General features: G+C 47.7%; 16 protein-coding genes. 5 read left to right on the top strand and 11 right to left on the bottom strand.

Annotation, left to right across the window (positions count from 1 at the left end):
* Nucleotides 1-78: 78 nt before the first annotated feature.
* Complete coding sequence (locus RIF36_RS14690; RefSeq protein ID WP_350122431.1) at nt 79-2,250, bottom strand: sensor histidine kinase; 2,172 nt, start codon at nt 2,248-2,250, stop codon at nt 79-81.
* Between the two features lie 405 nt (nt 2,251-2,655).
* On the opposite strand from RIF36_RS14690, the gene RIF36_RS14685 reads away from it, so the two are divergent.
* The gene (locus RIF36_RS14685) at nt 2,656-3,291 is read left to right on the top strand and encodes a spheroidene monooxygenase (RefSeq protein WP_350122429.1); all 636 of its coding nucleotides are present in this window, start codon (nt 2,656-2,658) and stop codon (nt 3,289-3,291) included.
* A gap of 41 nt (nt 3,292-3,332) precedes the next feature.
* Here the strand turns inward: RIF36_RS14685 and RIF36_RS14680 are convergent, their stop codons facing one another.
* From RIF36_RS14680 to RIF36_RS14655, 6 genes are all read right to left on the bottom strand, one after another.
* The gene (locus RIF36_RS14680; protein WP_350122427.1) at nt 3,333-4,295 is read right to left on the bottom strand and encodes a hydroxyacid dehydrogenase; all 963 of its coding nucleotides are present in this window, start codon (nt 4,293-4,295) and stop codon (nt 3,333-3,335) included.
* Between the two features lie 4 nt (nt 4,296-4,299).
* Nucleotides 4,300-4,785 (bottom strand): VOC family protein, encoded by a 486-nt coding sequence (locus RIF36_RS14675; protein WP_350074125.1) that lies wholly within the window; start codon nt 4,783-4,785, stop codon nt 4,300-4,302.
* A gap of 2 nt (nt 4,786-4,787) precedes the next feature.
* Entirely contained in the window at nt 4,788-5,957 is a 1,170-nt protein-coding gene (locus RIF36_RS14670; RefSeq protein WP_350095864.1) for a mandelate racemase/muconate lactonizing enzyme family protein, read from the bottom strand.
* Complete coding sequence (locus tag RIF36_RS14665; RefSeq protein WP_350122425.1) at nt 5,954-6,838, bottom strand: sugar phosphate isomerase/epimerase family protein; 885 nt, start codon at nt 6,836-6,838, stop codon at nt 5,954-5,956. Before RIF36_RS14665 ends, RIF36_RS14670 begins: the two co-directional genes overlap by 4 nt.
* A gap of 106 nt (nt 6,839-6,944) precedes the next feature.
* Nucleotides 6,945-10,079, bottom strand: a complete 3,135-nt coding sequence (locus tag RIF36_RS14660) for a PVC-type heme-binding CxxCH protein (protein ID WP_350122423.1) — start codon at nt 10,077-10,079, stop codon at nt 6,945-6,947.
* 306 nt (nt 10,080-10,385) lie between these two features.
* Nucleotides 10,386-10,640, bottom strand: coding sequence for a YtxH domain-containing protein (locus RIF36_RS14655; RefSeq protein WP_350122421.1), 255 nt, complete (start codon nt 10,638-10,640; stop codon nt 10,386-10,388).
* 270 nt (nt 10,641-10,910) lie between these two features.
* Between RIF36_RS14655 and RIF36_RS14650 the strand changes: the two genes are divergently transcribed.
* From RIF36_RS14650 to arfB, 3 genes are all read left to right on the top strand, one after another.
* Complete coding sequence (locus RIF36_RS14650; protein WP_350095858.1) at nt 10,911-11,198, top strand: HPF/RaiA family ribosome-associated protein; 288 nt, start codon at nt 10,911-10,913, stop codon at nt 11,196-11,198.
* 138 nt (nt 11,199-11,336) lie between these two features.
* Nucleotides 11,337-12,026: a 3-keto-disaccharide hydrolase gene (locus RIF36_RS14645; protein WP_350122419.1), complete on the top strand. Its 690-nt coding sequence runs from the start codon at nt 11,337-11,339 to the stop codon at nt 12,024-12,026.
* Nucleotides 12,027-12,037: 11 nt separating this feature from the next.
* The gene (gene arfB, locus RIF36_RS14640; RefSeq protein WP_350122417.1) at nt 12,038-12,448 is read left to right on the top strand and encodes an alternative ribosome rescue aminoacyl-tRNA hydrolase ArfB; all 411 of its coding nucleotides are present in this window, start codon (nt 12,038-12,040) and stop codon (nt 12,446-12,448) included.
* A gap of 335 nt (nt 12,449-12,783) precedes the next feature.
* Here arfB and RIF36_RS14635 read toward each other — a convergent pair whose 3' ends face one another.
* The 4 genes from RIF36_RS14635 to RIF36_RS14620 form a co-directional block, all read right to left on the bottom strand.
* Nucleotides 12,784-13,629 (bottom strand): fumarylacetoacetate hydrolase family protein, encoded by an 846-nt coding sequence (locus tag RIF36_RS14635; RefSeq protein ID WP_350122415.1) that lies wholly within the window; start codon nt 13,627-13,629, stop codon nt 12,784-12,786.
* Nucleotides 13,626-14,861 (bottom strand): DUF6786 family protein, encoded by a 1,236-nt coding sequence (locus RIF36_RS14630; protein ID WP_350122413.1) that lies wholly within the window; start codon nt 14,859-14,861, stop codon nt 13,626-13,628. Before RIF36_RS14630 ends, RIF36_RS14635 begins: the two co-directional genes overlap by 4 nt.
* Complete coding sequence (locus RIF36_RS14625) at nt 14,858-16,432, bottom strand: aldehyde dehydrogenase (NADP(+)) (protein WP_350122411.1); 1,575 nt, start codon at nt 16,430-16,432, stop codon at nt 14,858-14,860. Before RIF36_RS14625 ends, RIF36_RS14630 begins: the two co-directional genes overlap by 4 nt.
* A 64-nt stretch (nt 16,433-16,496) precedes the next feature.
* A complete protein-coding gene (locus tag RIF36_RS14620) occupies nt 16,497-17,342 on the bottom strand; it encodes a polysaccharide deacetylase family protein (protein WP_350122409.1) in 846 nt (281 codons plus the stop codon).
* Between the two features lie 149 nt (nt 17,343-17,491).
* On the opposite strand from RIF36_RS14620, the gene RIF36_RS14615 reads away from it, so the two are divergent.
* The gene (locus RIF36_RS14615; protein ID WP_350122407.1) at nt 17,492-18,397 is read left to right on the top strand and encodes a sugar phosphate isomerase/epimerase family protein; all 906 of its coding nucleotides are present in this window, start codon (nt 17,492-17,494) and stop codon (nt 18,395-18,397) included.
* Nucleotides 18,398-18,857 lie beyond the last annotated feature (460 nt).

Raw genomic sequence — 18,857 nt, 5'->3', positions numbered from 1 at the left:
ATTAGATTTCTGAAGCCACTGCTCCCCGAACAGCCCTTCATCATCTGCTGTAGGCAGCTAACGTTCTACATTGTTGCCTTACAGTAGGTGAGTTGTCGGTTTTGACCTCTTTTTGGCTTCATTAACCTTGAAGGAAAGGGTAGACGAACTAACCGATACCAGCGTTCCTTTGGCGTATTCTGACTCTATATTGATCGTTCCGCCCAACTTGTCGACCATTTTTTTAACCAAAAAGAGCCCAAGACCCGACCCTTTTGAACTTTCATTTGCCCGGAAGAACATGTCATATACCCGGGGCAAGAATTCCGACACTATTCCCTGTCCGTTATCTTGTACTTTTAAGGTAAATACACCATTTTCAATTGTATGCCAAACACGCACGAAAGGTCTTTCCTTACGACCGTCGTGGTATTTTATAGCGTTGATCAGGAGATTGTGGATGACCATTTTCCAGAGTCCGGGATCAGATTCTATTTCCAGGTCACGGTCGACTTCATTCTTGAATGTGAGCTTGTCGGCATGTTCAATAAACTCAATATCTGCCCAGACCTCATTGACCAGGCTATGAAGCCGAATATTTGTCGCTAGTGGTTCACTTTTGCTGTTTTTTACATAGCTATTAATTTCTAGCAGGGTGTTTTCTAATCTTAAGATTCTGTTCTCCATCAAGTCCAGATACTGAGGAAGTTCATCTTTGGATACCTTCAAGAGGTAAAGAAGGCCTCTGATGGATTTTACCGGTGCTATGAGATCGTGCGACGACCGGTAAAGGAAGGTGTCCAATTCCTCGTTTACTGCCATCAGGTCACGGTTGCTGCGGAGTAGTTGTTGCTCGTGCCTGGTCACCTCTTCTGTTTTTTTTGCTACCAGTGTGGCCAGGTTTTTGCGCATGCGCTTTGCCCTGTATATAATACCCACAATGGTTAGTCCGAGAACTACCATAGCTAAAAATGCATACCCCAATGGCCCTTTTACAAAGGCCAGCAGAGGCACGGCCACAATGATGACGAGTTCAGCTGGCTGCAAATCGCTGCTCGCATCCTTTACCTGAAAGACATATTTTCCGTTTGGCAGGTTGTCAAAAACGGCCATTGGCTCGGTTGTTGGATACCAGGCTGTGTCATAGTTGAGCAGTCGGTATTGGTAGGTCTGAGGCGTGTAGTAATCGGCTCCCGGGTTGCTAAAGTTGATCTTTATTATAGTTGCAGGTTTGAAAAGTTTGGCTGTATCATACTTTTGTGTGGTGTAGGCAATTGAGTCATAATCGTATACGAACGACGAAATTTGCGATGGAAACGGATTAATACGTTCGAATGCTGTGTCGGGGAACGCCTTTGTCATATAGATCATCGAGATGCCATACGCCGTGGCTAGCCACAGATTTCCCTGTGGCCCCTTCTTCATTTCGTAAACTTCATTTGACATGAGTCGATCCTCGATTGTGAACTTGCGAATGACCTGTCCTTTTTCGTCAGTAATAAACACACCGTCTGTCCAGGTGGCAATAGCCAGTAAGTTGTTCGAAAGGCTGATGGCGTTGTACAACCAATGCTTATTAATCAAAGAAGTAAGGGACTCTTCGTAGACCGAAATGCTTCCATTCTCTAAGTTTCTTACCAATGGAGAGGATTGTGGGTAAAGGATTAAGTCGTGCTGCTCGTCTAGTGAGAGTACCTGGAAAGCAGGGGTTTTCGAATATGGATTTTGATCCAACGTTTGCACAAGCACGCCATTCTGAAATATGCTCAATGCTCCGTTTGTTTCGGATAAGTAAACTGTTGACCCTACCCGAAAGAAATAAGATTCGGGGAAGTTTAGATAAGTAACAGAGTCGGAAGTGTAAACAAAGCGCCCCTCCGGCGTCATGAAGTAGATGTCATTGTTGAACCTAAAAACTTGCCAGACGTCTTTAAAGGGGTGTTTTTCTGAGATTTCCATCGACAAATCGACGTATGAAAAGCGGGTGGTTCTGTCTCTCTTCAGGTAGCCGAAATACTTGGTGCCACCAATGTAGATTCGGTCAGTTAGGCTGTCATAAGTGATGCTGTGGGTGTTTCCTTTTCCGCCAAGGTCAATTTCCTGCCACGATTCCCCATCATAAACAACCACACCCCTGGAAGTACCAAAATACATTAAACCCTGATTATCGATTTCAATGGCAGTTACTGCACCCCCGGAACGATCTGCTTCTCTACCAAAATTTACCACGGGGCTGCCTTGCTGCCAGCCGACGGCGTCAATGGTCGTCAATAAAAAAGATATAGCGAAAAAAATCCCAACAGTCCTCGACGGCGACATAAGAAAGAAAAGTATCTGGTAGAGTAAAAGCTAAGAATGAGGGATAAGCTTTTCAACGAGCTGGAGGAGAGGCAAATATAAGGGAATAATTCTGGCAACCGACACAAAGTAATTGATACTTATGCATAAGAGTTCAATCGCACGGCTTGAGAGTTTCGGATATGGCAGCACAGTTTGGAGTCATATCGCTTGGGTATCGCTGATTAAATAGGTTGATCAATCAGGTAGACTTGTTCAAATCACACGTTGTTGTCTTAACATTATTCGTTTACGAGATGTTATGATGCCATGTCACAAGTCACCACCATCACATGTTTTCGATTCAATAGTTTTGCCGATAAGTTTTGGGCTCTATCAATGATGCAATTAGCTCACAGCCACCTTGGCAGAATAAAAGGTAATACCTTCTATAAGCTCATGGGCACTGGCAGGGGGAGTAGTTTTAATGCTTTTCCCGATTTTTCCACCTACATTCTTTTGCAGGTTTGGCGAAGTGAAGATGATGCTAAGGCATTCTTTGCCAGGTCGCAGATCGTTGATCGTTATCGGGAGCGTGCCAGCGAGGTGTGGACGACCTACATGGTGAATACCAGTTCTCATGGTCGTTGGAGTGGGGTTAACCCATTTGAACCAACTCCCAGTTCCGGGCCGTCTGGTTCTGTTATTGCTGTCACCCGTGCAACCATCAAATGGCAAAAGCTTCTTGATTTCTGGCGATATGTACCTGTTTCCCAAAAGGATTTGAAGGCTAACAGTGGGCTTGTTTACACAAAAGGAATGGGAGAGCTGCCGATCGTGCAGATGGCTACCTATAGCGTTTGGGCGGATGAGGCATCGCTGCGAAGATTCGCTTATGAAAGCGAACATCATCGTGTAGCTATTACCAAGACAAAGGCTTTAAAATGGTACAAGGAAGAGTTATTTGCCAGGTTTCAGCCCATTCGCTCGGAAGGCACATGGGAGGGACGTCGCCCGCTTGAACGCCTTTTATAAGGAAAAGTCTTTCTTGAAATTAATGGTGTCGCCTGACCGATTTACCTGTCGGCCAACTCCTTCCTATTAAAAACGCATCCCTCCATGGGTTGCTGCCCTCTCACAATGGCCAGTACATTGTTCACAGTATCGACGCACATTTTGGTGTAGGTGCGGCTGGTAAGGCTGCCCACATGAGCGGTAATAAGCGCATTGGGAAGTGTGAGCAAAGGTTCATCTTTAGCTGGAGGTTCTTCTGTTAACACATCAGCAGCAAAGCCAGCGATAGTTCCGTTCTTCAGCGCCTCGTATAGAGCTTGCTGATCAATGATCGGCCCACGGGCGGTGTTGATCAGCAAGGCACTTTTTTTCATCTTACTAAGTGTTGCCGCATTGATGAGCTCCTTTGTTTCAGGCAAAAGAGGCACATGAAGTGTGATGACATCTGCCTCGGTAATTACCTCTTCAAATGATTTGAAGGTGTAGGGCACGTTCGCCGCTTCTGCCTGATCCCAGTAAATCACCTTCATACCAAAGGCGGTGGCCATGGCAGCTACTTTCTTGCCGATATTACCCAACCCCAGTATGCCCAGCGTTTTGCCGTAAATCTCGTCGCCCTCAAACTGATTGCGCCAGCCCCAGTTGCCAGCTTTTACTTCCGCCACTGACCTGAAAAGGTTTCTTTGCATCATCATCATCAGTGACATGGTGTGCTCGGCGATGGTTTGGGCATTGGAGCCTGGTGCATTCACTATTTTGATACCTTTGGAGGTTGCATAGGCGACGTCCAGATTATCGAGGCCCACACCACAACGTCCTGCTACCTTCAGGGCCGGACAAGCATCCATTAACTTTGGGTTGACCTGGCCCTTGCCTCTGGTAACTATGGCATCGACCAGATGATTTGAAATAGCCGACAAGTCAAAGCCCGGCTCATAAGCAGCCAGAATATTGACATCGGCAGCCTTTTGAAGAATCTCCAGGGCATCATCGGCCACGGTTTCCAGTAGAAGGATATTGTGCATACGGTTATTTGTGGTAAAGCGTGGCGTCTTTTGATTTGTATCCTCTGAAGTCATTTCTGCCGGAAACATAAATGCCTGCCTGGAACAGCTCGTCCTCAAAAATCTTCGGGTCGATAGCAAAGCCCGGAGGCGAAGAAAGCTCTACTAGGTTGCCTGATGGGTCACGAACAAACATCTGAATGGGCCCATCTGGGAGTTGGCGCACTTTGCCCCAGGGGGAAGTATCTATTACCCCCAGCTCTTTCATGCGCCAGAAGATCTTGTTGATATCATCCACTTGCATACAAACATGCCCACGGAATGAATGTTCATCTTCCCATTCAGTGAGGTGAAGCTGCTGCGTGGCGTTGATTTTGAAAAAGGCGGTAGGGTAGTCGAACAAGAAAGCCGGAATGACTTCCAGTCCCAGCTCTTCTTCGTAGAATTTGCTGGTTTCCTCCAGATTTTTTACAACCAGCGCTACGTGGTTAATTCCAATTGCTTTTGCCATGATTATCGAACGGTTTGTTTAAACTCTTTTACAAAATCCCAGTTGGGAGTGAGGCCCAGGCCGGGAGCGGTTGGGGCCGCTATTTGGCCATCAACAGCCTCAATGTTTTCTTCTACCAGATCGTACATCATCGGATTTCCTCCGAGTGAAAACTCAATGATCGTCGCTGCAGGTGCTGCAAAGGCAACGTTCACCCCAGCCATGAATGAAAACGCTGATCCCCAGCAGTGAGGAGCCAGCTCAAGTTGATAGGTGTTGGCCAAATGAGCGGTTCTCATGGCTTCTGTGATGCCGCCAATGATGGCAGAGTCGGGCTGCACTACATCCAGGGCTCTGAGGTCGATCAGGTCACGCACGTCAAACACAGTGTATTCGCTTTCTCCGGCGGCTATGGGAATGGCGGTAGAAGCCCTTACCTCAGCTGTTCCCACTTTGTTGTCGGGACTAATGGGCTCCTCGAACCAGTAGAGGTTGCAGTCTTCCACGCCCCGGCAGAACTGCTTTGCTTCTGGCACACTGAAGGTGCCATGGGCATCTGTCATGAGTTTGATGCTATCGCCGAGTGCTTCTCTGGCAGCCTTTACCCGCTTGATGCTTTCGTGTACGGTATTGTCCATGATGCCGACCCGCATTTTTACTCCTTTGAAGCCTTTTGCCGTGTAGCTCAGCAGCTGCTCGCCTATTTTGTCAGCACCTGCCCAGCCACCACTGGCATAGGCTGGCATGCTGTCACGACAGGCTCCGCCAAGCAACTCGACAACCGGTACACCCAGCATTTTGCCCTTAATGTCCCACAAGGCGGTATCAACCCCGCTCATGGCCGAAACAGTCAGGCCACGACGCCCAAGAATGGGGAACTTACGGCCCCTGTCTAGTGCATAGTGGTCACGGGTGCCGTTGTAGATCATTTCCCACAGCCTGGAGATATTGCGGACGTCCTGGCCTACTAAAATAGGCTTCAACTCATTTTCTACACAACTGACGATGGAGGCACAGGAACCTGATGAGCCTACAGCGGCCTTGGCTTCGCCAAAGCCTTGCAAGCCGCTTTCTGTTGTGACAACCACGAGGGTCATGTCGAATTCAGTGAGCAGACCGTAGTCTGAACGGTGCTGCTTGGCTGGTGGTATCGGGCAACGAAGCCAGAAGGCTTCAACGTTTTTTATTTTCATATCAGTGGTCTGAGCGTTTCGATGGATTTTTGGGTAAGCATGGTGTAGAATTCGTCGGTTACGGCTGAGCTGCCATGGTCTTCGAGAAACTTTTTTTGTTCTGGACTCAATCCTTTGGGCGATTCGTCAATAGAATTGGGATAAGGATTGGCCGGTGTTCTGTCGAGCGGGGAGCAAAACTCAACCGACAACACATCGTCGTAACCAATTTCGCCCAGTGTTTTGACGATGCTCGCCCAATCCAGCTTGCCCATGCCAGGGGCCATCCTGTTGTTGTCAGCCACGTGAAAGCCAATTAATTTGCCTTTGGCACGACGAATAGCTGGGAGGATTTCATCTTCCTCAATGTTCATATGGAAGGTGTCGAGGCAAACGCCGCATTTGGGGCCAACTTCTTTGGCAAGTGCGAGTGCCTGGTCGCCACGGTTGATGAAATAGGTCTCAAAACGGTTGATGGGCTCTATTCCAAGCAGAATGCCAACGCTTTCTGCATACTCATACACCTGCTTCATGCTATCAACGGCGTATTTCCAGTCTTCTTCGGGTTTGCCTTCGGGCAAGATCTTCCCCACCGTAGACGGCACTACAGACACCATGTGGCCATCGAGTTCCGCCACCATTCTCACCACGTCTTTCACATATTGGACAGAATCGGCTCTTTGCTTTTTTTCCTTAGCCAGCAGGTTGCGCTGCTCAAGCATCAGTGTAACAGAGCCCCAGCAACTGATGCCTGCATCATCCAGCAGCCGTTTTACCTTTTTTGTGTCGTACAGTTCGGGGCTTCCCTGAATTTCAAGGCTGTCGTAGCCCAGTTTGGCTATCCGGTTGACGGTTTCCTCAATGGTTTCTGCCCGCATCCAGTTGTGTATCGAAATCTTCATTGTTAGTAAGTATTGTGTTTTGTAGTCGACTGGTCAACCGCCAGTGCTTAATTAATAATTCAACGTAGTGAGTTTACTCATTTCACAAATTGGCTCGTTAGGTCATTTACTTGTCATTTTCGTGTGGATGCTCTTTTAGCAATTCCTCCGGAGTATAGAACCCAGATTTATCTTTAGAAGACTCCCGCACCTGCTTGACTGTTTCTGTAGTAACAGCGTCGGCAAGATTTCCGAACGAGCTTCTTACGTAGGTAAGCACGGCGGCTATTTCCTGATCATTCAGCAGTCCGCCGAACGGTGTCATTGGCACCTGGCCGGGGTAGTCTTTTCCGGCCACCGTTATCGGGCCATACAATCCCTTTAAGGTGATTTTGATGAGTCGCTCTTCGCTGCCCTGCACCCACTCGTTACCTGACAAAGGGGGAAAGCCTGACGCTTCCAGCCCTTTTCCGTCAGGCTGATGGCAGGTGCTGCAATAGCCATCTCTCATGTAAATTTCCTTTCCCGCAAGGAATAACTGTTGTTCTTCCTTCGACAACATTGGTGGCACCAGCTCGTTGCCAGCGATTTCGGGCTTGTAAGGCACCATGTGATCCAAAATGGCCTGGTACGGCTTCTCCATCCAATCATCCAGGGGTTTCTGGGCAGCTACTGCCAGAATCTCCTTCGCCGCATCGTCATCCAGCCACGAAGCAGCCACAATGGCTTCCAGGCGAACCCTGCTATTGTCATCGGCGGCAGCCATTTTCAGCAAGCCAGCCTGCTCAGACACCTGGTGCCCAGTGTAACGAAGCACCCGAACGGCGGCTGTTCTTACTTTATAATCATCAGCCTTTAGCAACGTTCTCAATAGCTTGAGGTCGATGGCATTCATTCCCCACGATGCCCATAACCCCTCAAGCAGGAATCGCTCATAATTTGGGTCTGTTTTATCCAACTCATTTGTCCATTTTTCGATGGCGGCCAGTACCTTATCAGTTTCTCTTTCCCTCAACTCTCTTCTGCTTCTGTAGCGGCTGCGGTATTCAGGCAGCTTCAGGTTATCGAGCAATTCTTCTATACTTGCTCCGTCGACCTTGGCGGGAGTTACTAGTGGCCGGGAAGGGTAGGTGATGCGGTAGATTTTGCCATGCACATGGTCACGCAGGGGATCACGGGCGTTGTGCTGCATGTGGCCCACCAGCACGTTATGCCAGTCGGCGAGATAAAGCGAGCCATCCGGAGCAAATTCCATATCCACAGGACGGAAGTTAGGGTCGTCGCTGACGACAAGATCAAGTCTGTGTTTGGTTTTGAAGCCTGTGCCATCGTCCATTACCTGGTGCATTTTGGTGCCCAGGAAGCCAATGGTATTGTTGATCAACATGTCGCCCTGCACTTCATCAGGAAAGTGCCTGCTATGCACAAACTCCAGTCCGGAAGTGGGGCGCACCCTGTGCTTGTCTTCAATCAGGTTTCTCGATCCTGGGTTAGCCAGTCCATATTTCGACTTGATTGAGCCAGGCATCATCCAGTTCACATCAGGGCCTGAAGTGTGAGCGAAGAAGTTTTGCCCCCATTCGTCAAAGGCGATGCCCCAAGGGTTAGGAATGGAAAGCTGAGCCGTTCTTTCGAGTCGTTTTCTTTGCGGATTGTAGCGATAAAAACCTCCATTAGTAGCTCTCACCGTGCCATAGGGCGTTTCCACATTTGTATGCAAAAAGACTCCTTCGCCCATATAAATAGCGCCGGAGGGATCCGCACTGAAGGCGCTGATCACGTGGTGAGTGTCGTGGTCATCGAAGCCACTTAGGATGATCTCGACTTTGTCGGCTTTGTCGTCGCCATCGGTGTCGGTATACAGCTTCAGGTTAGTGCCCTGTGAAATGTAAACGCCTTCCGGGGCAAATTCGAAGCCAGCCGGGATGTGTAATTTATCCGCAAACACAGTTACCTTATCGGCCTTAAAGTCACCATCGGTGTCCTCAAGAATAATGAGCTTATCGTCGGGCCTTGCGTCGCCAGGCTTATAGTGCGGGTAGGTGGGCATTACAGCCACCCATAGGCGACCTTTGTTATCAAAGGAAATCTGAGAGGGGTTGGCCAGCTCAGGAAAGTCTTCTTCGGAGGCAAACAACTCAATTTTGTAACCCGGTGCCATTTTGAAATGACTCATTAGCTCATCTCCGTACAGATACCTCACATTGTCTGTAAGTGTGTAGTTCGTTTCAATCGGCGTCAGCTTTTGCGTTTTTGCATCTGCAACCGCCAGCTCATACTTTTCACCTTTCAAAACTTTCCAAATAGCAGTATCTCTGATAGCAGTCATTTGGCGTACCTTGATGAGCTCTTCCGGATAATTTTCATTGCCAAACGGACGGTACCTTCTGCCAAACACATGGACGCCGTTGGGGATTTTGTAATCGTTGTGCCAAAACCAGTTTTTTTCCAGAACGGCTTCTTTTACGGATGCTCGCAGGTTCTCGTTTTCAACTTCCTTTTTTCCAAAGGCTTCATCTGCCAATAGCTTCGAAAATTTTTGATAGCCTTCATCATTAAGTTGCAATCCATCTATTGTCAATTGCTGTTCAGCAAACCATTGCTGCGTAGGCCCAAAAGCGTCGACAAATAGCACCTGATATTGCAGGGCTATTTCCTTGATGGCGTTTGCATAGAGACTCAGGTTTCTGTTTTCCTGATCTCCGTTGGGGAGATCATATTTGTCGGAAAGATCCTGAAAGGCGATGGGCGACACAAGCACAAGCTGAGGCGGGATCGAGTCGTTATATTTTTGGGAGAATGTGTGCTCTATGAAAGCAGAAAGCTCGGCCTTGAAATTATCTACGCCTTCGGGGCCTGCGTAAGATTCAGAAAAGCCAAAGCAGGCGATGATAATATCCGTTTTATGTCGGGCAAGCCACTCATCAGGAGTTTCGAAATGTCCTTCGCTGCCGGAGTTTTGCGCCAAATCGGTTTGGAATTTCTCAGCGCCGGGAAATGCCCAGGGCGAAACCCGGCCGGAGTGGGGCCGGAACCCGGGGGTATCTCCTCCGTCGCACATGTTTCTGATGTACAGTTGTGAGTCGGGGTATCTGAGCTGCATTTCCGTTTCAAAGTAACCGTAATTCATCATTCGGGAGCAAAGGTTGTTTCCAATAAGGCTGATATGTGCTCCTTGTGAAATCTTGAGATAAGGCTTTTCAGGCTGGCAGCCAAAACTAAATAGCAGGACAAAAGACAGTGGTGCAATGATAGCTTTCATGAATGCTATTGCAGGCTTGTAGGTCATAGTCTATGAGTATAGTATGCAATTAAATCGTCAAATACCCGACGAGAGTATATCCGGCTAAATTAACCGAATTTACTAAAGCGCATTACTTTTTAGCCAACTTATTGGGGGCAATTTACAGGAGGGGCATTTTGGCGTGAAAAGCTGCTGAAGTCCATAAGCCCTGTGGCAGCAGAAATCAAAAGGGGGCATCAGATGAACCGTGGCTAACCTGACGCCCCCTTTTTTTAGATGGTACTCTTTGCTTAGGATTAATTTGAAACCTCGAAAGTGCGTCTCCTATTTGACGTTTTCATGCTCCAGAGTCACAGAGCTGTTGACAAGCCTGCCTTTACCAAGTTTGGCGTTGACTGAATCCATTAGCTCATTGAATTTTCGTTCAATTTTGTGATTGAGTGTTCCTGCCAAATCTTCGCTTTTGTCAACAATGTTTTTCCTTGTCTTTTCGCCTTTTTCCGGAGCAAAAAGCAACCCTAAAGCGGCACCGGCAGCCATGCCGGCTACCACGCCCAATAATGCTTTTCCTGTTGTCATAGCCTTAGTCATTTAGTTACCCAACCAAGGTACTACACAACTACTTCAATGGCACTGACTTCGGTCAGCACGGCGAGGTGAGCTTTGTCGTGCCTGGGGAGACGATTAACCACAAGAATTTTTGCGCACAAAAATTAATTCCGAAAACCAGGTGACAATAATCATCAGTCTCGTTAAATCGTGTCATATTTGAACCGGGAAGCCTCTGATATCTTGGCTTCCGAACGGAGAGATAAAGGCTTCGAAAATGTCCCTTAAAATAGTTATTCTATGAAAACGATCATTGAAACCCCTAATTTTAATGTCAAAGACTCACTGACTGAATTTGTGAAGTTGCATGTGGAAAAGCTCGAAATTATCAGCGATAAGATTGTTGAAAGCCGGGTGTTTCTTAAACTTGACAAGTTTGATAACAAGGAGAATAAGGTTTGCGAAATAAAGGTTTCTTTACCCGGCAACGATCTTTTTGCTTCTAAGCACGCCGATTCATTCGAGGAGGCGGTGGTACTGACAGTTGAAGCCATTAAGCATCAATTGAAGCGATGGAAAGACGTATGAAAAGCTGTTTGGAGCAGTGACATAGTGATAAAAGCAGGGTCCGGAAAATCCTGCTTTTATTTTTATTTTCGGATGTAGCGTCCCCGATATATTTTTGAATATGCCCGAAATGGGGCTATTTTGAAAAAAAATGCAAGCATGAAGCAAACCTCAATCTTATTGGCCCTTGTTTTCTTTTTAGCGTGTTCCAAAAAAGAGACTGAACCAGTTAGCCTTTTCAACGGAAAAGACTTCACGGGCTGGCATATCGACGTGCCCGCAATGGACGGCAACGACACCGTGCCAAGCCCGTTCATTGTTAGAAACGGCATGCTGGTAAACCTTGCAGCGCCGCAGGGGCATATTATCACCGATAAGGTTTACTCCAACTACAGACTGGAAGTACAGTATCGATTTGCTGGCGAGCCGGGCAACTGTGGCGTAATTTTACATGCTTCAACGCCACGCCTGCTCTGCGATATGTTCCCCAAGTCGATCGAAGCGCAGTTGATGCATGAAAATGCCGGCGACTTCTGGTGCATCAGAGAGGATATTAAGGTAGACGATATGGAAGCAAGGAGAGGAGACCCAGCTAAGTGGGGTACTTCGGAAGGCATGCTGCGCCGCATAGTGAATTTGACCGACGGCTCGGAAAATGCGGTGGGTGAATGGAACAAAATGGTGGTTGAATGCCTTGGTAGAGAAATCAAAGTGTGGGTGAATGATGACCTGGTGAACCATGGTTACGACTGCACGGCAAGTGAAGGCCAGATTGCGTTACAGGCCGAAGGCTCAGAGGTAGAGTTCCGAAAAGTAACACTTGAACCCATTGAAAAGCTAAGCGAGTAATCCAAAGTGCAATGAGCTATCCTGCCTCTCCGGCTATAAAAGACATTCTTTCGGAACTGGTTTTCTCGGCGACCACTGGTGGCGGGCCGGGTGGGCAGCATGTGAACAAAGTCAGCACGAAGGTGACCTTGAGGTGGAGCATTCAGGAGTCGGCAATGATCAGCGACGAACAAAAGGCCATTCTTCTTAGCAAGCTGGCTAACAAACTGACGAAAGAAGGGGAGCTGTTGCTTAGCTCGCATGAAAGTCGCTCCCAACTCAAAAACAAAGAGGAGGTAATAAGGAAACTTTCTTCGCTAATACAGCAGGCGTTTGAGCGAAAGAAAGCCCGTAAGCCTACAAAACCCGGCAAGGCGGCAGTGCAGAGGCGCATCGATGCCAAGAAAAAGCTAAGTGAGAAGAAGAAGTGGAGGAGGGAGTAGGGAGTAAGGAGTAGGTTACTTTTTAAAGGGTTGACGGTCTATTTCACCTTCTTTTCAAGCGCAGAAAGGCGCTTTTCATGATCTGCATACTTTTCAGTGGAAAATGCCATGTATTCAGCAATATCTTCATGAAATTCTTTAAAAGAATCATGAAGCCCCCCTCATGCCTTCATGTAAATAGGAAATTTTAGTTTCCACCGCATTAAGGGTTCTGTTGATTTCGCTTTCAAAATCTTCATTTCTGCCCGTCTTTCAATTTACTTTTTGTTTCCAAAATAATTCTATCTCAAAGATAAAAGTTTCCTCTCAAGATGAGCAGACTTAAGTTGTGGTCTTTAAATCACCCCAACCACATTCTCCAGCGTCCCGATGCCGTCAATGCTAATGCTCACCACGTCTTTCGGCTCCAGCGTAAATTCATTGGGAGGGATGATGCCTGTGCCTGTCATCAGGTAAGCCCCCTGATTAAAATGACAAGCCCTGTATAGGTATTCCACCAACTCGTCAAACTTACGTTTCATTCTGTTGAGCTGAATTTCTTCGTGAAAGACCTCGTTGCCACCTCTTTTGATAGAAATCACAATATTGGTATCCAGCGAAATAGGCTCTTTAGGTACGTAAAGACAAGGGCCCAGTGCGCAGGCTTTTTCGTACGACTTGGCTTGAGGTAAATAAAGTGGATTTTCTCCCTCGATGCTGCGGCTGCTCATGTCATTGCCAACGGTGTAGCCCTGAATTTCGCCTTTGGAGTTGATGAAAAGGGTGAGCTCAGGCTCAGGTACATTCCAGGTCGAATCCTTTCTGATGTATACTTCTCCTCCATGCCCAACTACCCGGTGGGCCAGCGATTTAAAGAAGAGCTCCGGCCTGTCTGCTTCATACACTTTCTGATAGAAATCAGAGCCGCCACCGGTTTTACTTTCTTCCATTCTGGCATCTCTGCTTCGGAGGTAAGTAACTCCTGAGGCCCATACTTCCTGGCTGCCAATCGGTGCGCTCAACCCGTCTTTGAGCCAGTCTTTTTTTATGCCTGAGTCAAGAGGTTTGGCAGATTTAACCAATTTCACCAAATGATCATGCAGCTTGCTGTGGTTTACAGCGTGATCCCAGCTCTCTGAGATTTGGTAAGATTGGCCTTCGTATTCAGCAATGATTCGGTTGGAAGTTTTAAAGAGTTTCATAGGGTTGTTTTCTTACTTTTTATGTCGTTTAGGTCAACGCCCAATAGGCGTTTAGATAATTCATTAAGGCTTTCGAATTCTCCTTCGAAGTGGCAGGTCAGTTGCTTGTGTTCCTGTGTTTCGCCGGGCGCCAGTTCTTTGGCTGGTGACGAAGACTCTATTTCGTAAAAAGGCCCCATTTGCGAGCCATCGGCCATTGGGCCATCATTGTAAGAGTTTACGACGTCGCCCTTGTAAGGTTCATCCTGCATTTCCCATTTTGAGTTTACATAGGTGCCGTTTGGCTCGACCGGAAACTTGATGATGGTCAGAGTATTCTTTGCGAAGTCAAAACTGGCGGCCATTGGCTTGGCAATGACAGGCGACAACCCAAGTTTACTCCGGTAAAGACCGTCGCACTGGAAATAGATCACGCTGTCTATCACCGTTAGCCTTTCCGCAGGTATTTCACCAAAATAGTCGTCTGTGATATATTCTTTCGCACCCTCCACTCGCCTGAACGGAATAATTACCGTCGTTTCAGGGGATGGAGTCATCATGCCCAGCAGCCAGATCGACAGCAGACCCGTGTCCTTTGTCCATTGATTGGCCCCTTTGTTGGTAATGCTGTTTGTCGTTTCATAAGCCACCCACTTGAGGCTTTCTCCCCAGGTGACGCCCAGGCTGGTGGCAAGCGCCTCTTTCGATAACAACCGAACACTTCGCTCGATGGCCAGGTCAAACTCGGCACCACTGTAGTTGACTAGCATTGCCGTTGTGCCAAAAACTACCTCAGTGTCGTTCGCAGATACAATAGGGTACGCTACGGTATCAATCACACCAGGCACTTGCCAGTTGCTAATGTCGAACTCTGCTCCCTCATTGAAATAGATGGAGAACTGACCACCTTCCGGCCCCAGCCAAAAACGTTCCTCCCCACCGACGGGATTGAATTGCTTGTTCCACTCGCCAGACTCAATCAGGTCGTAGTTGAGCCAGCCATAGCTGTTGCCAGAAGCGCCAGTGGCAGTACTGGTCATCACCCGCCCCTGATAGTCAGCAGAAAGCAGCACCCGTGCCTGTCTGTCAGACGATTTTAGTTCGTAAACCGAGGACGTGTTGGCTTTCAGGAAAGCTGAATCATAAGCATAGGTACCCTTAGCTGGCATCGCTTTTTCCTTGTTTTCATTAATTGTTTGGCTGCACCCTGCCAGGGCCCAGAGACCAATGAGGCAGGGAAGGAGCTTTTTCATAGCGCTTTATCGGTAAACTGCCCGTTTACTTTTCTTGTGATGGACAATGGATTTGCATCTTGCAGCGCCTCAGGCAGCAATGCATGGTGATAACCCTGATAGCACACTGCTCTTGTAAAACGATAAATAGCGTTGGTGCCTACCGACGTAGACCTGCTGTCGGTGGTAGCCGGGTAGGGGCCACCATGCACCATGGCATAGGTTACCTCCACACCTGTGGGAGGTGCGTTGAAGATTACTCTGCCGGCTTTGCTTTCAAGTGTTCCTATCAGCTCTGAGTGCCCCTTCATGTCTTTTTCAGTGCCCCAAACGCTTGCTGTAAGCTGCCCATGAAGGATATCAGCCACCTGCTGCATTTGTGCTTCGTTGTCGGCCACTACATGTAAAGAACTTGGGCCAAAAACTTCTTCCTGAAGTGCAGGGTTGTTGATAAAAGCACTTGCTTCTACCTGAAACATGTGTGGGATAGCAGCAACACCTTCTTTTGCGGTTAAGTCGCCGACGAGCTGTGTTACGCCTCGCAGCGAAGCCATTTTGCCCAGGTTGCTACAGTAGCCACTAAATACTTTGTCCGTGAGCATATTGTCGGAAGAGGCGGCCTCAAGGGCTGTTTTGAAGGCTTCAGTAAATTGCTCCTGGGCCTTCGACTTTACGGCCACAATCACACCAGGGTTGGTGCAAAACTGCCCGGCACCCATCAGGTTAGAGCCAGCTAGCTTCTGCCCAAGTTCTGCGGCTTGTTTTCCCAATATCTCCGGCAAAAGAAAGACGGGATTTACGCTTCCCATTTCTGCGTAAACAGGAATTGGTTCGTTTCGTTTGGCGGCTGCGTTGAAAAGTGCCCGGCCTCCGCCCAGCGAGCCGGTAAATCCTACTGCTTTTATCGCCTGATGAGAAACCAGGTGAACGCTCGCTTCATATCCCTCGCCTTGTACCAGGGAGAAAACGCCTTCCGGCATGCCGGTGTCGTTACCTGCTTGTATGATGAGTGATGCCACCAACTCGGAAGTAGCCGGATGACCCGGATGTGCTTTGCACACAACTGGGCAGCCTGCAGCAAGGGCTGAGGCAGTGTCGCCACCCGCTGTGGAGAATGCAAACGGAAAATTGCTGGCGCCAAAAACAGCCACCGGGCCAAGTGGCCTTTGCATTTGGCGCACGTCAGGTTTAGGCAGTGGCTGGCGGTCAGGAATGGCCGGGTCGATCATGGCGTTGACCCACGAGCCTTCTCTAAGAAGAGACGCAAACAGCTTCAACTGGCCTGTAGTACGTCCTGTTTCTCCCATGAGTCTTCCCTCAGGCAGTCGTGACTCCGTCATGGCGAGGGCTACTAATTCGCTCTTGTTTTCGTCGATTAGCTGAGCGATGCGCTCAAGGAAAATCGCTCTTTCTACGCCCGATGTGTTTTTGTAGCTGCCAAAAGCCTTATGGGCAATGTTTACAGCCTGATCGACTTCTCCAACCGTTGCTTCGTGGAATGCGATGCCTGAGTGCCCGCCGTGTCCTTTGAAGCTTTGGGGATTGAGACTTGATAGTTTATTTCCGACTAAATTCTTTCCTGTTAATTGCATGAATAATTGATGGTGTCTTTCGTAAGTAAAATTAATTAAAACTAATTAGGCATTCTACCCAACTCTATTTCACAAGATCCTTGTAGCTAATTAGCTGAATGCCCTTTTTCTTAATGAGTGCCTTGATGTCTTCGTCTATCCACAGGTCGGTCACACCCTGGCGGTCTTCGGCCACGTTCTCATAACCAATGTGAGAAATAGCCCTCAGCTCAGGCGTGTCGATGCCCGGATGTTCTACAAACATGTAGGTTTTGCCCTTTTCCAGCTTGTTGAGCATTTTACTGAAGCTTTCTTTCTTTTCTGCAAGTGTAGCATGATCTCCGTCGTACCTGGCACCCTGCACGCCCAATTGCTGCGTGTCAATATCGATATCATATTCAATAGCCAGCTTTTTGGCAATGGCGGCTGCGTCATCGTTTAGGTTTGTGCAGCCCATATGGCCCGAGATGTGACTAAGCCGGGGAATCATTTTTTTTGCAAGTTCTATCTGTGCTCTCCACTCTTTTTCAATGTCATCGAGGCTGAATTCGTTTTCCAGCACTGCTTGCCCCGGATAGTTTTTGTTCGGCCATATCATTGGGAAGAAGTATCCGTCCTTGTCCCGAAGGCTTGGTGCATCGGTCAGTGGCTGCCATTTCACATTGTCCCACTCGCTGGTGAGCACCAGGTGAATGCCAACGTCAATACCAGGGTTTTCTGCCAGCATTTTAACGGCTTCAGGAAACCATGGCGATGGAACAATCACTTCGATTGATGTTTCTATTCCCTCCTTAAACGTCTTTATCAACGCTTCATTGCCACTATGAGAGAATCCCATGTCGTCTCCACGAACAATAAGGCGCTGCGCTGAAAGGTGGATGCTGCCGGTAAAAAGAAGAAAAAGCAACGCTGGTTGAAATAATCTGATCATGCTCAGTTTTGGTAGGTTTAGAAATAAGTAATGCTAAGATAAAGTATTAATGAGGTGTAAAATAATGGAAGTTTATTAATTTAGAGAATGCGCTGATGCACAAAAGTGTGAGTAGCTCATTGATGAATACCCCAGCCATGATAAATAGCATGAAAAGAAGACAGCTTTTGAAGGGTGCGCTAGGCCTTTCAGCTTTATCGGCGACAAATCTATTGAGCACTCCATTGGCTGCTGCTGCGAATGATTTGTCGGTAAAGGGGTCGCAATTGAAAATCAGTCTCAATGCGTTTTCCTTCAATGCTCCTCTTACAGATGGCAGCATGGATGTGCACGATATGCTGGAGTACTGTTCGGAAGTTGGTTTTGCTGCTGTGGATATCACCGCTTATTATTTCAAAGGCTACCCCAGTGTGCCACCAGATGACTATCTGTTTGAGATCAAAAGACACGCCTTTCGGTTGGGGTTGGACATAAGCGGCACCGGTGTTCGCAATGATTTTACCTTGGCCGATCCTGAAAAAAGAAAGGAGGAAGTAAAGCTGGTTAAGAATTGGATAGAAGCTGCCGCCAAACTTGGTGCCCCTGTGGTCAGGATTTTTGCTGGCGCAAAAGTACCCGACGGCTTTTCATGGAATAACGTTGCCGCCTGGATGGTGAAAGATATCCAGGAATGTATCGATCATGGCAAGAAGTTTGGCGTCACAGTGGCCATTCAAAACCACAACGACTTTATCAAAACGGCCGAGCACGTGACCAGGATTATGGATATGATCGACTCAGAGTGGTTCGGGCTTATTTTGGACACAGGCAGTTACCGGGTAGGAGACCCCTACGAGGAAATTGAGAAGACTATTCCTTATGCTGTCAACTGGCAAATCAAAGAGCTCATTTTTGAAAACGGCGAAGAGGTGGAGACAGACCTGAAAAGGCTGGTGGACATTATTAAAGCATCGAGCTACAAAGGTTATTTACCCATCGAAACACTTGGCACCGGTGACCCAAAGCAGAAAGTAAAAGCGCTATACGATAAGCTAAATAAAGTTTTGTCAACCTAAGTCTGGCAAATTCACTTTTCCCTTTCAAATACCATAATCCGCTAACGCCAGCCATCAAAAGAAAAAGGGGCGGGTAATTACCGCCCTCTTTCGATGTATTTATACTCGTTTATGGTTCTTGTTCGTTTACACCCAACACCGCCTTTTCGTAAACTAAGCCGGAGAGGAAGCCCTTTCATATTTAAATGTGGATATATTCTTTTTAGGTAAAAAAGCTTCACGTGGTTTAGGGCTTTTTACCACTTGGGAAAGTTACAAATAGCTTTGCCCGGGCATTGGTGTCAACTTAGCCTTCGCTGACCTGCTTCCTAGAAAATAAAATGTCCAGTTACATTGTTACATCCGGCATCCACTCGTTGACCGAATTGTCTCCACCTTTACCAGAGCAGAGCAAAGGTGTTCTTGACCGCAGAGGACATTTCTTTAGCCACTCCAGATCTGCCTGGCAATAAATTTTAAG

It is taken from the genome of Imperialibacter sp., from assembly GCF_040222815.1.
Taxonomy (GTDB): Bacteria; Bacteroidota; Bacteroidia; order Cytophagales; family Cyclobacteriaceae; genus Imperialibacter.
Note: the sequence above shows the minus strand (reverse complement) of the source record. Positions and strands in the feature narration are given on the sequence as shown.